The sequence below is a fragment of the Paraburkholderia sp. BL6669N2 genome, from assembly GCF_003387275.1.
Classification (GTDB): Bacteria; Pseudomonadota; Gammaproteobacteria; order Burkholderiales; family Burkholderiaceae; genus Paraburkholderia.
The window spans coordinates 1,435,133-1,449,493 of record NZ_QUNA01000001.1; the positions used below are offsets into that span (position 1 = coordinate 1,435,133).

14 protein-coding genes and 1 pseudogene are annotated in these 14,361 nt (G+C 61.3%); 4 read left to right on the plus strand and 11 right to left on the minus strand.

All coding sequences use genetic code 11. From position 1 onward, the window contains the following. Window positions 1-1,141 precede the first annotated feature (1,141 nt). The 4 genes from B0G80_RS06520 (at window position 1,142) to B0G80_RS06535 (ending at window position 5,010) form a co-directional block, all read left to right on the plus strand. Window positions 1,142-1,618 (plus strand): polysaccharide deacetylase family protein, encoded by a 477-nt coding sequence (locus tag B0G80_RS06520; RefSeq protein WP_258878839.1) that lies wholly within the window; start codon window positions 1,142-1,144, stop codon window positions 1,616-1,618. Between the two features lie 54 nt (window positions 1,619-1,672). Continuing rightward, complete coding sequence (gene nodC / locus B0G80_RS06525; protein WP_116117439.1) at window positions 1,673-3,031, plus strand: chitooligosaccharide synthase NodC; 1,359 nt, start codon at window positions 1,673-1,675, stop codon at window positions 3,029-3,031. Window positions 3,032-3,303: 272 nt separating this feature from the next. Then, complete coding sequence (gene nodI, locus B0G80_RS06530) at window positions 3,304-4,218, plus strand: nodulation factor ABC transporter ATP-binding protein NodI (protein WP_116117440.1); 915 nt, start codon at window positions 3,304-3,306, stop codon at window positions 4,216-4,218. A gap of 3 nt (window positions 4,219-4,221) precedes the next feature. Beyond that, entirely contained in the window at window positions 4,222-5,010 is a 789-nt protein-coding gene (locus tag B0G80_RS06535; protein ID WP_116117441.1) for an ABC transporter permease, read from the plus strand. A gap of 408 nt (window positions 5,011-5,418) precedes the next feature. Here B0G80_RS06535 and B0G80_RS06540 read toward each other — a convergent pair whose 3' ends face one another. From B0G80_RS06540 to nifK, 11 genes and pseudogenes are all read right to left on the minus strand, one after another. After that, the gene (locus B0G80_RS06540; protein WP_258878840.1) at window positions 5,419-5,922 is read right to left on the minus strand and encodes a DUF2325 domain-containing protein; all 504 of its coding nucleotides are present in this window, start codon (window positions 5,920-5,922) and stop codon (window positions 5,419-5,421) included. Between the two features lie 53 nt (window positions 5,923-5,975). Then, complete coding sequence (locus B0G80_RS06545; protein ID WP_309568739.1) at window positions 5,976-6,464, minus strand: hypothetical protein; 489 nt, start codon at window positions 6,462-6,464, stop codon at window positions 5,976-5,978. Between the two features lie 312 nt (window positions 6,465-6,776). Continuing rightward, complete coding sequence (locus B0G80_RS06550) at window positions 6,777-7,337, minus strand: nitrogen fixation protein NifQ (RefSeq protein WP_116119547.1); 561 nt, start codon at window positions 7,335-7,337, stop codon at window positions 6,777-6,779. 4 nt (window positions 7,338-7,341) lie between these two features. Beyond that, window positions 7,342-7,659, minus strand: coding sequence for a ferredoxin III, nif-specific (gene fdxB / locus B0G80_RS06555; RefSeq protein WP_116117443.1), 318 nt, complete (start codon window positions 7,657-7,659; stop codon window positions 7,342-7,344). Between the two features lie 25 nt (window positions 7,660-7,684). After that, window positions 7,685-7,885, minus strand: a complete 201-nt coding sequence (locus B0G80_RS06560; protein ID WP_105512102.1) for a CCE_0567 family metalloprotein — start codon at window positions 7,883-7,885, stop codon at window positions 7,685-7,687. 24 nt (window positions 7,886-7,909) lie between these two features. Further along, window positions 7,910-8,395 carry a NifX-associated nitrogen fixation protein gene (locus B0G80_RS06565; protein WP_116117444.1) on the minus strand — a complete coding sequence of 162 codons (486 nt, stop codon included), beginning with the start codon at window positions 8,393-8,395 and terminating at the stop codon, window positions 7,910-7,912. Then, entirely contained in the window at window positions 8,388-8,801 is a 414-nt protein-coding gene (nifX, locus tag B0G80_RS06570) for a nitrogen fixation protein NifX (protein WP_105512104.1), read from the minus strand. Before nifX ends, B0G80_RS06565 begins: the two co-directional genes overlap by 8 nt. Before the next feature lie 22 nt (window positions 8,802-8,823). Next, on the minus strand, window positions 8,824-10,215 hold the full coding sequence (gene nifN, locus B0G80_RS06575) for a nitrogenase iron-molybdenum cofactor biosynthesis protein NifN (RefSeq protein WP_116117445.1): 1,392 nt from the start codon (window positions 10,213-10,215) through the stop codon (window positions 8,824-8,826). A 49-nt stretch (window positions 10,216-10,264) separates the two neighbouring features. Further along, window positions 10,265-11,782 carry a nitrogenase iron-molybdenum cofactor biosynthesis protein NifE gene (gene nifE, locus B0G80_RS06580; protein ID WP_258878841.1) on the minus strand — a complete coding sequence of 506 codons (1,518 nt, stop codon included), beginning with the start codon at window positions 11,780-11,782 and terminating at the stop codon, window positions 10,265-10,267. A gap of 599 nt (window positions 11,783-12,381) precedes the next feature. Continuing rightward, window positions 12,382-12,731: pseudogene (locus B0G80_RS06590) on the minus strand (hypothetical protein). A gap of 16 nt (window positions 12,732-12,747) precedes the next feature. Beyond that, window positions 12,748-14,307: a nitrogenase molybdenum-iron protein subunit beta gene (nifK, locus tag B0G80_RS06595; RefSeq protein ID WP_116117446.1), complete on the minus strand. Its 1,560-nt coding sequence runs from the start codon at window positions 14,305-14,307 to the stop codon at window positions 12,748-12,750. Between the last annotated feature and the right edge of the window lie 54 nt (window positions 14,308-14,361).

The following is a 14,361-nucleotide window of genomic DNA, read 5'->3' on the forward strand; positions in this document are numbered from 1 at the left end:
AGCCCGCTTTCGCGTCGGGCGATGTTTCAGCCCGTATCCCGTCCATTACAGCCGGGCGTTCGCTTTCTCCACGATCCTCTACCCACCGCACCAACAGCGTTCCTTGCGGTCCGCCTGCCGTCGCCGGCGCCGCGATGGGCTTACCCTGTTCCGCATGAGTTTCCGAGCTGGGCGGACCCTTCCTATTCGCCGGCGGCTTGTTGTCCATGGTGGCCCAGTTCACGAGGGCCACTCCACACCGCGTACCGTTTGGTTCAAGCCTGTCAGCACGTTTGGCTTGTTACTCGTGACGACGTTTATCAGAAGTTCACATACGTTGGTCGTACCCGCTCATCCCTTGCTCCTATCCGCCTTCGTGCTGGCAGACTCCGCTTCCCCTCGCGGTTCGGCGGACCGGTTACCCGGCGGCTATGTTGTCCCCAGAGCTTCACACCAAGCTGTTACCGGCTCAGCATGTCCAGGTAGGGAACGGTTGATGGAACAACCGGTTTCATCAGCTCATACCTTCTCCAGTGAAACAGAAACTCAAGCGACTTTCAGGTCGCACGTGCACGTCGAGTCCGACGTAAAGCTTGACCTTGTCCATGACTGTCTCCGCCGCTCAGTGAAGGTCGTCCGATTATCGGATGAACCCCTCGCCGCGTTTCCCTGAAGGCCATCATATCTAAAAAAGAATCAAGCGTTTGCGGGCAAAGCTCGACCCGCGATGCAAGTAAAAGCGCAAGTTAAGCCAACGACCAATTCGGAGCATCTCGAACTGCATACGCGCCCAACGATCATTTGGGTTTGGCAAAATCTGTCCCCCACTTCACCTGCTTATTTAAAAACGCATTTGTCAACGTATCCACGTTATAGATGCAAAGCATCAACACAATCAATTTTACAAATCGACCTTTCTGTTGCACAGTGAGACCCGTCGTTGCGGAAATGGAAATCGAAGTCATTGATCGAATACTTGATATTTATAAACCTAAGCAGTACGACCGATTTAGGCATATCTCCATGATGCCCACACCTTTGGATGTATCTCTCGACACGCCAGCTAAGTTTAGCGAAACCGTGCCCGTCGAGGCCTTCTGGACGGGACGATCGACGTGGAGCGGCCCACTGGCGCGATAATTGAGCGAAACGTGCCAGATCTGTGAAGGTCCTCGATTGCATATCCGAGGCGCGCGGCGAGTGCCACGATCGCGCCGGACGTCGCGACGTCCTCTTGACGTTTGACGATGGTCCTATTCCACCTTGCACACCGGACGTCCTCGATGTGCCGGCAGAACACCGGGTGCCACCAACGTTCTACGTCATCGGCGCGTACGTGGAGGACCAGCCGGAACTGATCCAGCGAATGATCGCTGAGGGACACGAGATTGCCAATCGCACGATGACTCATCCGGATGGCGTGTCCCCGGGCACAGTTCGGCATTTGCATGCCCCTTACGGAACATGGACGGACGAAGCGATCGCTGAAGCGGAAGGCGGAGTTGGCCTCTGTCCGGCTTGGTGCAATTGTGTTCTTGCACGACGGATGTCCTCCCGGCGAGTCAGGACGGTGCGGTCATGCTGGGCTGCGCGACCAGACCCTCATGGCGCTTTCCCGCCTGATTCCAGCACTGCATGAGTGCGGATTTGTAATCAGCTCGCTACCCCAACCACACTGAACAAACCGACATCTATGAATGCTATTGCCACAATCAGCACTGCCCCGATTTTGTTGTATGCACTACTCTCGACGGTTTACAAAAGCGCACAGGCCCTCCATGGCCTACCGACGAGTGGTCCGGCGAAGTCTCCCAATGCCGCCGACTCTAACTTTCTGCCGGACGTTGACGTCATCGTGCCGTGCTTTAACGAGCAACCGGGCACGCTCTCGGCGTGCCTGGAGTCCATTGCAAACCAGGACTACGCCGGAAAACTGCGGGTCTATGTGGTCGACGACGGCTCTGGCAATCTCGACGCCGTGAGGCCGGTATACGATGCGCACGCGCGCGACCCGAGATTCAACTTCATTACGCTTCCCCAAAATATGGGAAAGCGCAAGGCACAGATCGCCGCGATACGCTCTTCATCCGGGGAACTGGTACTCAACGTCGACTCGGACACGACGCTGGCGCCCGATGTCGTCAAGAAGCTCGTATTGACAATGCGAGACACGACGATAGGCGCCGCCATGGGGCAGTTGACGGCCAGCAACCGGAGCGACACTTGGCTGACCCGCCTGATCGATATGGAGTACTGGTTGGCTTGCAACGAAGAACGCGCGGCACAGGCTCGCTTCGGCGCTGTTATGTGTTGCTGCGGTCCGTGTACCATGTACCGACGGTCCGTGCTTCTTTTGCTATTAGACCAGTACGAGACGCAGTTTTTTCGCGGGAAACCGAGCGACTTCGGCGAGGACCGCCATCTCACGATTCTCATGCTGACGGCAGGTTACCGGACCGAGTACGTTCCGGACGCCATTGCGGCGACAGTCGTTCCGGACAGACTGGGGGCGTATCTGCGCCAACAACTGCGCTGGGCGCGCAGCACGTATCGGGACACGTTGCTTTCGCTGCGCCTGCTGCCCTGTCTCGATCGCTATCTTACGCTGGACGTAATCGGACTGAATGTGGGATCGCTATTTCTCGCCTTATCGCTTCTAGCGGCGCTCGCGCAGCTCGCATTGACAGCGACAGTGCCGTGGTGGACTGCCCTGATAATCGCATCATTGACGATGATCCGCTGTAGCGTGGCATCGGTTCGCGCTCGCCAGATTCGATTTCTTGGCTTTTCTCTTCACACACCCATTAACCTCTTTCTCTTGCTCCCGCTGAAAGCCTATGCGCTGTGCACATTGAGCAATAGCGATTGGCTGTCCCGTGGCTCTTCAGGCAACGTATCGAACGTTCGAGAAAAACAGCCCGATACTCCGGATCCGGTTACGAAGCCGAACATGACTTCAGCGTCAAGAGTTGCGACTCCGCACCGTCGACCGGATCACGGGTGTGAGTCCTCAACGTTAGCAACGTCTGACGAAGCATTCGATGGCAATTAGTTAATCGTACATATAGGACCTCGACCCTTGCGCCAACCCAGAACCGCGTACCATCGGCAGCGGCCCGCTCGAGTGCGATCGTCTCACGCAATGGCTCAATTGGCGCCTTCCCAACGCGAGTGCATTCACCGGAGTCTTGGTACTCCATTGTGAGTAACTATTCCGCAGCAGGTAAGGATCTTCTATCGGACAGGGCGTTTTCAATCGGGCCGCGGCAGCAGAACGGCTTCCTTTTTCTCCAAGACGAGCGCGTAATTTTCCTTCTTATCCCCATGTCCAAGGCAGCAATCAGCTTCGCTAGCGTAAGGAAGTCATATGGCAACAAGATCGTAGTCGACGGATTATCGTTCAGCGTCGCGCCTGGAGAGTGCTTCGGCCTGCTAGGGCCAAATGGCGCGGGCAAGAGCACGACGGTGCGTATGGTTCTCGGCATGGCGCCGCCCGACGCAGGCAAGATCATCGTGCTCGGGGAGCCAGTGCCGGCTCGCGCTCGCTCGGCACGTATGCGCATTGGCGTAGTGCCGCAATTCGACAACCTCGAGCCCGGGTTCACCGTGCGCGAGAACCTTCTGGTGTTTGGCCGCTACTTTGGCATGAGCACACGTGAAATTGAAGCGGTCGTGCCATCGCTGCTCGAATTCGCCCGCCTGGAAAGCAAGGTCAATGCGCGCGTCACCGAGCTATCCGGCGGCATGAAGCGGCGGCTAATGCTGGCTCGCGCGCTGATCAACGATCCACAGTTGTTGGTCATGGACGAGCCAACAACGGGTCTCGACCCGCATGCTCGCCACCTGATCTGGGAACGGCTGCGTTCCCTGCTGGCGCGCGGCACCACGATCCTCTTGACCACCCATTTCATGGAAGAGGCCGAGCGGTTGTGCGACCGACTGTGTGTGCTGGCGGAGGGTCGAAAGATCGCCGAAGGCGGGCCTCGCGCGCTGATCGCAGAACAGATCGGGAGCCACGTGATCGAGATCCACGGAGGCAATCCGCATGAGCTGCGCACGTTGATCGCGCCGCACGCGCAGCGCATCGAGGTCAGTGGTGAGACCCTCTTCTGCTATGTGTCCGATCCGGAACGGGTGTGCATAGAGTTGCGCGGGCGCACGGCGCTGCGCCTTTTACAGCGTCCAGCAAATCTCGAGGATGCCTTTTTGCAGCTAACCGGGCGCGGGATGAAGGAGTGAACGATGAGAGAGTTTTATGCAGCGGCCCTGCCCGCGAACCTGTGGAACTGGGTTGCAGTGTGGCGCCACAACTATCTGGCATGGAAAAAAGTCGCGTTTGCCTCGATTCTCGGTAATCTTGCCGATCCTATGATTTATCTGTTCGGCCTCGGCTTTGGTTTCGGGATAATGGTAGGTCGCGTCGATGGCGCATCTTATATCGCGTTTCTCGCGGCGGGTATGGTCGCGACGAGCGCAATGACCGCCGCGACCTTCGAAACGATTTACGCAGCTTTCTCTCGCATGCATGTTCAGCGCATGTGGGAAGCGATCCTCTGTACACAGCTCACGCTCGGCGATATCGTTCTCGGTGAACTGGCATGGGCCGCCACCAGGGCTTTTTTTGCCGGCATTGCCGTCATGGTGGTAGCCACCATGCTGGGTTATGCAGCGTGGTCATCCATTCTCTACGCATCGCCTGCCATCGCCCTGACTGGCCTCGCCTTCGCGAGTCTGGCGATGATCCTCGCGGCGCTTGCACCCAGTCACGATTACTTCGTGTTCTATCAAACGCTCGTTCTCACGCCCATGGTGCTCCTGAGCGGCGTGATCTTCCCGATCAGTAAGCTACCTGCCGTTTTTTGTGACGTAGCGCGCTTCTTACCGCTGGCACATTCCGTCGACCTTATCCGTCCCCCGATGCTCGGACGCCCGGTGAGCTATGTTGCCCTGCATATTGGCGCTCTCTGCATTTGCACGGTGTTGCCGTTCTTCCTGTCAGTGGCGCTGTTACGTCGACGCCTCATGTCTTAATCTGCTATGGCCAGTACGAATGAGTGGGAAAACACCATGTCGTATCAACGCGAACGCTTCGTGCATCCGCGCACGCGACTCATGCGCCGACAATATCTCCGCAGCCCGATATGGCAACGGAAACGAGCCGCGATGTGGGCGAACAGCAGCGCCGGCGCGCTGCTGTTCGCGTACGACCTGTAGTTATGCTCGGCGAGCCACACCTCGTGGTAGCCGAACGTTCGGGCGGCCGGCGCGTTACGCACCGCTTGCGTCAGCGCATCGCGCGCGTCGCCGTCGGGGTTCTCGACGTTGAGGAGAAGGCCGTAGCGTTATGCGGAATTCGACATGACAGGCCCTCTTGTGGAAAGACCACGTCAAAGGCAAGTTTTGCGCCCACATCTCGCGGCATTTAAAGTCATGACGACGTCAGCCGTGCCTCAGGCAGCCGCGCGACGCTGCGACCACGCCGCGCGGCTGGGCAGGCTGAGCCCGCAACACGCCCGCAATGAAGCTCGTCACGCTCGACGAACGCAAGGCGGACCACGGCGTGCGGTGACGCACGCACAACCGCCGCAGCGCGACCAGCGAGTCCGGGTCGATCAGATCCAATGGGCACAGCACCCGGTAGGCGCCTGACAGCAAAGCCTCGAAGCCTTCGGCACGGCCATCGTCGTCGATGGTCCCGGTGTGATGAACGAACTCGCCTCCCGCCGCATCCACCAGCGCACGCAGCACGGCGTTGATGCTTGGCCGCCCGCCCACATAAACCCATCGACGCCCGCTCAATGCGCGCGTCAATGCGCGGTCGTCGAGCAGCGCCTGCTCAACCGCGAACAACTCGTGCTGCAGGCTCGCGACATGTGCCCGCGCGCGCTCCAGCGACAGGCTCGCACTGCTGTCGGGAAGGCATGTGCCACGGTTCTGATTCATGACGCGCTGCTCTTCGGATCGCACCGGTACGGCAACGGCAGGCGGCATGGGTCTCATGGCGAGCGCCTCGTGGCATGGCCCGCAAGCCGTTCGCCCGCTGCCGGGGTAAGAAACCAGCTACGCACCGTGTCGTATGTGTAGCGCGTCCGGCCGGCATGACGAGCGTGCGGCGCCAGCCGATGCTCGGACAGCGCCTCCGCCCCGCCCCGGAACTCGGCGCGCAGCGCGGGCGGGAAACCCACGTCGTCGAACGCGTGCCAAAGTTGAACCAGCCATGGTTCTCGGCCCTCTTCGTCAAGCAGCAACGGCGGCCCGGAGTCCGCCTGCAGATGCGCATGCCGCTCGCCGCAATACAGCAGCACGCCGCAGGGCTCGACCACGAAGTTGGCCACCCGCGACGCGACACAATCGAAGCGGTGACCGACGCGTGCAAACAGCGGCATAAGCCTGAGCCGCTGCAAATGGTACAGCGTCAGATCGCGCAACCGCGCTTCGTCGCAGATCGCGAGTAACGGGTGCGGCGGTTGCAGCAGCGCGGGCACGCAGGCGGGCGGCAATGCCCGGGCGCGCGGCCCTTGCTGCTGCGACTCCGCAACGGGGCATTGCAGCGACAGACGGCAAGCCCGGGTGCACGGTGTACAGCGAGCGCGGGGCCCCGGGGACGCAGCAGATCGGAACAAATCCATAGATGTGTAAGGTTTGTGGTTCGATTGCTCGGTTGAATGCCTGAATCCATAACGATGAGCATGCTCACGCACGTCCCGCGCCTTCTCACTGTGAATCTACCGAAGAAGCCTGGCAAAGCGGACCGGCGACGCACCTGCTCAACGGGGGCCCGAGCCGGGCATTTTTGCCTACTCCGCTCCAAAACAAAGCGCATGGTCCGAACAGACGCCACAACTCGGCGCCTTGCAGCGGAACAGGCCCTCGCGCTCGCACAGTTGCTTGTAGAAGAACTTCTTCCACTTCATGTCATGCGTATTCTTCGCGGCCAGCCGCGGAAACCAGTGGCTAATCAACGCGGACAGCACGCGCCGCGACGGCAGAAGCAGGTCTTGCCAAAGGTGGTTTTGTCCGAGGCTCGCACAGGCCAAGGCATGGGCGACGCAGTTCGCCTCGTCTGCCGGGCCGGCGCGCGGATCGGCATAGTGATTGAGCAACGTCACCAGATCTTCGAGTTCGTCGTCACGCGGCATCGTGGCGGGCGACAACGCACACCTAAGACCGAGCGCCGGCCCGGCACCCGGGAACCAGCGCGCGAGCATCGCGCGCGTCTGGTCGGCGTCCAGTCCGCGCATCGGCAGCACATCGACGCCGTGGTGCTCGAACCCGCTCGACAGCACGCCGGCCAGTGCCAGCACGGTGGGATCGCCCGCATCCACCGCGCACGCCATCAGGGTTGTATAGGCGTTCATCACGTCATCGCTCAGAGAGAACGGCCGCCGCGTGCGTGTAACACTTTTTCGGGCAGATCTTCGCGCACGCGGTGCAGCCGACGCACAGGTCCCGATGCACGATAGTCATCACCTTCTTCTCGTACTCGTCGTCGTCTTCGTCGTCGCCGTCCAGTGCGATGTGCGCGCCGTCCTCGTTAAGCCCGACGAGTTGCAGTACGCCACGCGGACAGACACGGAAACAACGTCCGCAACCAATGCATTTTTCTTCGTCGAGCCTGTCGACGAAGGTCGGCGTCCAGGTGGCGCCGCTCGGCAGCGTAACGCTGAAGGTATCGCTCATGATGTAGTTCCGTGGCTTCGCTGGTTCAGGCCGCTGCCGCAGCGGCAGCCTTGCGGGCTGCCATCAGCGCGGCGTGGGCGTCATGGCAGCGCTGGGCGACAGCGAGAATGTTCTCCCAGTTGGTCGGGAGTTCCTCTGAGAGGTCGTGCAGGTCCAACTTCGCCCGGGTCGCTTGCGCGTTGAGTTTCTTCAGGTGCGCCTTGAGTTCATCGGCATCGGTGCTCATCGTCTCGGTCCCCTCACGATTCCTTCAGGCGCCGTACTGTGCGACCGCGGGGTACATCCGGATCACCTCAACCGCTTCGTCGAGAAGCTTTGCGCCCGCCTCGGCGAGCTTCTCCAGCGAAGCGAAGCCGAACCGGTGTACGTCGCGCAACTGCTTGTTGACGACAACGAGCCGCCCCGCGAGCAACACCATGCGGCCGAAGCCTTCGTGGCTCATCTTCATCATCGGCGACACCATTTGACCGGTCTCACGCTCGATCGCCACCGCAATCGCGCTATAGAAAAGCTCGAGCCGCCACAGCGTTTCGGGGTCGGGGTCGCCCATGATCGGAATCGCGCGGCGTTCCTCCGGCGTGTGGATGTACGGCTTGAGCAGTTGCAGGTCGGTCTTTCCGTCCCACACGCCGTGGGTGTCCTGCGCGCGCAACTGCCTGACGAGCTGCTGCACGAACGGTGCGACCAGCAGCATTTCGTCGCTGGCCCTGGACGGAATTGCGGATGATTCAGTCATGGGATACCTCATCGTCTTCAAAGTCGTATACACGTTCGCCATCCTTCGCCAGCGCCTTGCGCAGCCACGGCGGCGGCGTGCCCTTCAGCACCTGTTGCAACTTGCCGAGAATCTCCTCGATGGACTCGGGCCGCGGCACCTTGATCGGGTGAATCTTCAGCGCAACCACTCGCGCCGCGGCCGAGCCGCCGATTGCGGCGACGTACAGGATCGCGCAATCCTTGACGGCTTCGAGCTTGGGCGCGAGCTTGTCCTCGTCGCCGTCCTCTTCGAGCTTGCCACCAAAGTCGAACGCCTCGACGAACTGGTAGCCATCCGGTGTGACGTTGTAGGTGACGATGCTCCTCGCCCAGCCAAAATGCGCATCAACGAACTGCCTGTCCTGGGTGGCGAACGCGATCTTCATGCTGTGTGCTCCTTTAGGTGGGTCAAGCACCGGCCGCGACGACAGGAATGTTCGCTTTTCGCGCCGGGTCGCGCGCGGCCAGATCGATAGCGGCCTGCGGCAGCGGCCAGTCGCCCGGATCATGATGCGGAATCTGCTCGATCATCAGGTTGGCGATCTCAAAGATCAGGTTCATCGTGCCGCGGTAGCCGACGTAGCGTCGATGTGCATTTCCAACCCGGTCAAAGACCGGAAAACCGATCCGCAAGAGCGGCTTTTGCAGGTGCTCGGCCATCCGCCTGCCGTGCGAATGGGTGATTAGCAGGTCGCAGTCCGCCGCGGCGCGCTCCATGTCTTCGAGATCGCCGATCACGACCTGATCAGCGGGCAGCAGCGCGTGCGCGGGCGATCGCGTCGTGCTGATGCAGCAGTGCAACTGCGCGCCCATCTCATGCAGCATGCTGCCGACCGCGAACAGCAGATCGGGCTCTGCGCCGATCGCGATCTTGATGCCTCCAGTGTAGAAATGGCCGTCTAGCATCGCATCGAGCAATTGGCTGCGCTGACGCCGGTATTTCGCGGGAACGGGTCGTCCGGAGCGCTGCGCGAGCAATTGCAGCAGACGATCGTTGGGTTCCAGTCCGGTGAGCCGCCCGAACACTTCGAACGGTGTGCCGGCGATAGCATGCAATGCCTCCGCGCCGTCGCGCGTCTGCTCGCCCACGCCGATCGTAAATGCCGATGCACCCGCGGCCCGGATCTCCGCGAGCGTGGTACCGCCCAGTGTGGTGCCGCGCCAGTCCGGCGCGATATGGCCGTCGAGCGAGCCGGAAATGTCGGGCAGCACAATGACATCGAAGCCGAACGCTTCGATGATCTCGCGCAGTTCGTCGATGTCGCCAGGCGACAGATGGCTCCCGGGCAGCAGCGTCACCTGATTGGCCACCGTTGGCAACGCCTTGACCAGCGCGTTGACGATGCCGGTAATCGCATGCCGGTAGCCGTCTTCGAATGCGCCGACATAGTCGGGGGTCGACACATAGACGATCTCAGTGTCGTTGAGTTCGGGCTTGCGCTTGCGCACGGTAACGAGATAGCCGTCCACGTCGTCGCCCTCGGTCTCGGTCAGACCTGTTGAACAGATAGCGATGACCTTCGGCGCAGCGCGCTTGAGGATGTTGAGCAGCGCGGCCTCGATGTTCTCGTAGCCGCCGAGCACCGCGGTGACTTCGTCCATGGCTGTCGTCTGCAGCGGGATCGCCTCCCTGAAGTGGCGCACCAGCAGCACGAGGCCGAACGACGTGCAGCCCTGCGAGCCGTGCATCACGGGCATGCAGGCATCGAGCCCAAGGAACGCGAGGCTCGCGCCCAGCGGCTGGCTCATCTTGAGCGGATTGACCGCACAGGCTTTCATAGATTCGACGACATCGGCCATGGCATGTTCTCGAGTTCGGGGCGTCAGGTCGGTATACCGGGTTCGAGGCTCATCGCCCCCACCCCGGGGCGCTCGACGGCGGGCGCGTGGCTTGCGCTTGGACCACACCGAGCGCTCCCCGGTGCGCGGCGCTCGACAGCGGGCGCGCGGCTTGCGCTTGGACCACACCCAGCGCTCCCCCGTCGTCGCCCCACGGAGCAGGGATCCGCACCTGTTGCCACACCGGGTTGTAGATCGCGCGGTCGATCTCATGCACCAGCTCGACGATCCCTTCGTAGCCGCCATAAGGGTGGTGGCGTTCCTGATTGATGTCGAGCCACGGTATGCGGGCCTTCAGTGCGACGAACTGTGAGCGGCCACCCGACAGCATGATGTCGGCCCGCGCGTCCCTGAGCATCGCGTACATCTCGCGCGGCGTCATACCGTCGATCATGTGGGCGTCGTCACCCATGATCTCCTTGATCTTGTCCTTGTCTTCCTTAGTGCTCTTCTTGACGCTGGTGCCGACGATTTCGAGCCCTGCTTCCTGCAGCGCGGAAACCACCGACCAAGACTTCACGCCACCTGTGATGAGCAATACCCGCTTGCCGGTAAGGCGCGCTTTGTAGTGCGCGATGCGCTCCCACGCGCGCGCTTCCTCGGCGGCGATCAGGCGCTCGGTCCGCTCGAGCAGATCGTCCGGCGCGCCCTGCTGCACGAGCAGGCTGGCGATATGGCGCAGCGTGTCGCTCATGTCGCCGATCCCATAGAACGAGCCCTCGAAGTAAGGGATGCCGTAGCGCCGCTGCATCTTTGTCGCGATGTTGATCATCGACTTCGAGCAGACCATCATGTTGACCTTGGCGCGATGCGAACTTGCGATCTCGTCGTAGCGCCCGTCGCCGGAGATGCACGAGAGGATACGGATGCCCAGCGCGTCGAGCAGCGGCTTGGTCTGCCAGAGTTCGCCCGACAGGTTGTATTCGCCAATGACGTTGATGTCATACGGCGTCGTGTACTCGGGCTCGCGCGTGCCGATCACATAGTTGAGGATCGCCTCGCCGCCAAGCTTGTTGCCCAGATTCTTCGGCCCGGCGAAACCGGGGGAAATGACCGGAATCACCGGCTTGCCAAATTGTTCGGTGGCGCGCTTGCAGACTGCCTCGATGTCGTCGCCGATCAGCGCAGTGACGCAGGTCTGGTAGACGAACACTGCGGGCGGATCGTATTTCTCGATGATTTCGCGCACGCTCCTGAACAGGCGCTTCTCGCCGCCGTACACCACGTCGAGTTCGTTAATATCGGTGGTGAAGCCGGTGCGATAGAGTTGCGAACCGGACGAAGCGGCGTGCCGGTTGTCCCACGAGTTACCTTCACAGGCAATCGGCCCGTGCACGAGGTGTGCGACGTCCACCACCGGCTGCAAAGCGATCTTCGCGCCGTCGAACGCGCACCCGCCTGCGGCCGAACCCGGCGAAAGCTGCTTCGTGCAGCCCCTTTTGCGTTCCTTCTCGCTCTTGCCTTGATTCTTGTCGCAACCCGGCTCGTCGAAAACTTCGGCGATTTGGGCATTGAGCGAAGCAGACATGACGTGCTCCTGATGGATGGACGTTTCTCTAGTGGCAAGTTCCATACCACCGGAAAACGTCTTGAAAATGTGCCAATTGGCGCTGAAGCAGTCGCTCGCGCGCATCGCAATGGCGGGTTTGAACGGTCTGCGACAGACGGTTCGCGACACAGAGAACCACAACACACGCTCACTGCCTGCCTTGCCGTTCCGTACGGAGCAGGAACCGTGCGATCGCATTCGCGCGCGCCTCCAGCAACGCATCCGGCCCCAAGGGTTCGCGAACCGCCAGGTAAGCAGTCAGCGCGTGGCGCATCCGTGGAGCTTTCGCGTAGTCCCACCGCACAGATCGACAGGTACTCTGCCCGTCCGTTCGCATCGGAAACGTCGTCGACCAGCGCGAGCAGTTCGCGCGGCGTTACCTCGTCATTGATCTCCGCGAGGCTCAACGGGTCGGACGCCGCCACCTCGCGCTCAAAGTCGTCGTAGGCGAACCAAGCACGCAGCGGCACTGAGTCAGACTGCGCGACTACATAGATCATGCCCCTCTCCCTCGCTGAGGTTTCGTCACGCAGGCTAGCTACACACAGCGCAGCAATTTCGTTTTCAGCGGTGCCCCGCTACTCGACATCCTCCGCCGCAATCTTCGCCCACACCGCGCGAGGTAACCGCGGCGCGATACCCGCCGGGCTCGCGTCGAACTGCCACGGAGCCGCCGACATCGCACCCTGTGCAATCGCAATCTCCTCGTGCGTCAATGGCAACCGGCCGGCCACATGCGCGGGGCCCCGGGCAGCACTTGGGCGATCATCTGCCGGTTCGGGTGTTCGAGCAGCGGGACGAGGTGGTCGGCCTCGCCCACGCCGGCCAGGCAAACCTGGCCGCTGATGACCTCGACGTTACGGCCGTCCTGCGTCATCTTGACCAGAACTGCATCTGCCGCGCCCGATGCATCTGCTGTGTCTGCCATGGCCGCGCTCTCCTCGTCAGCGAATGATGTCGTAGCTGTAGTCGGTCTTCGCCACGTCGATCGTGTTGGCGTCGAGCGCTTCGAAGAACTCGTCCAGCAGCGTGACCAGCACCCGCAACCCACCTTCATAGCCCCAGGTCGGGAAGCGATGGTAATGGTGGCGATCGAAGATCGGGAACACCATGCGTATCAGCGGCGTTTTGGTATCGCGCTCGAGATATTTGCCGTAGGTGTTGCCGATCAGGAAATCCACCGGCTCGGTAAACAGCAGTGAGCGCATGTGCCACAGATCGCGTTTCGGATACACCTTGCAGCCGGCGCCGTAGGGCGACGCGTCGAACAGCGCCTGCACCTTCGCAGCCCAGGTTTCGTTGCCGTTGGTCGCCAGCACGTGAGCCGGCTCGGCGCCGAGTTCCAGCAGGAACTGCGTGTAGCCCAGCATCTGGTCCGGGTCGCCGAAGAGCGCAAAGCGCTTGCCGTGCAGGTGAGCCTGGCTGTCGGCCATCGCATCGACGAGCTGGCCTCGCTCCTTCTCCAGTTGCGCCGGAATCGGCTTGCCGGTCACGCGCGAGATTTCCATCAGGAACTGATCGGTGCCCGCGACGCCAACCGGTGAGTTCAGCACCACGACTTCCTGGCCATGCTCGCCAATGAACTTGCTGGTTTTCTCGCAGCAGTATTCCTGGAACACGAAGGTCGCCTTCGCGTTCAACGCGCGCTCGACCTCCTCCTTGGTCGTGCCGCCTTCGTACATCCGGAACTCGCCGTCGGTCGGCGTATTCCACGTTTCGGAAGGGTCGCAGATGATGTTCACCGTCACGCCGAACAGATCGAAGATGCGGCGGATCTCCTTCATGTTGCCGACCACGTAGCCGTCGAAGCCGCCGATGAAGTTGACGCTGTCGTCGGGCACGCGCTCAAGCGGCGTCGCTGTGCCGGCCTTGCCGTCCCAGAAGTGTTTGAGGATACCGAGGAGCGCGTTGTCGTAGCCGGTCACGTGGCTACCGACGAAGGCCGGCGTATGCGCGAACGGCACGTCGTAGTCTTCCGGCACGCTGCCCTTCTGCTTGCTGCTCTTGATGAGCGCGTCGAGGTCATCGCCGATCACTTCCGCCATGCAGGTCGTGGAGACCGCGATCATGTCGGGCTTGTACAGGTTGTACGCATTTGCGAGGCCGTCGATCATGTTGTTCATGCCGCCGAACACCGCCGCGTCCTCGGTCATCGACGAGCTGACGCACGAGGTCGGCTCCTTGAAGTGACGCGAGAAGTGCGAGCGGTAAAACGCTACACAGCCCTGCGAGCCATGCACAAAACTGAGCGTCTTGTGAAAACCGTTGGCCACGTACACTGCGCCGAGCGGCTGGCAGGCCTTGGCCGGATTGATGGTGAGCGAGTCGCGTGCAAAGTTCTTTTGCCGGTAGTCTTCGCTCTTGGTCCACTCGACGATCTGCTTGACCTGCTCGTCTGAATGGTTGAACTCGAAGTGTTCCTTTTTCGCGCGGAAAATTTTCTGGTACTCGGGCTCACGGAACAGGAGTTCCTGATCGAGAATGTGGTCTGCGGATTGGGGCACGGGATGCTCCTGATATTCAATTCAATGGCCTGCCGGCCGGTGATCAGTCCGGTG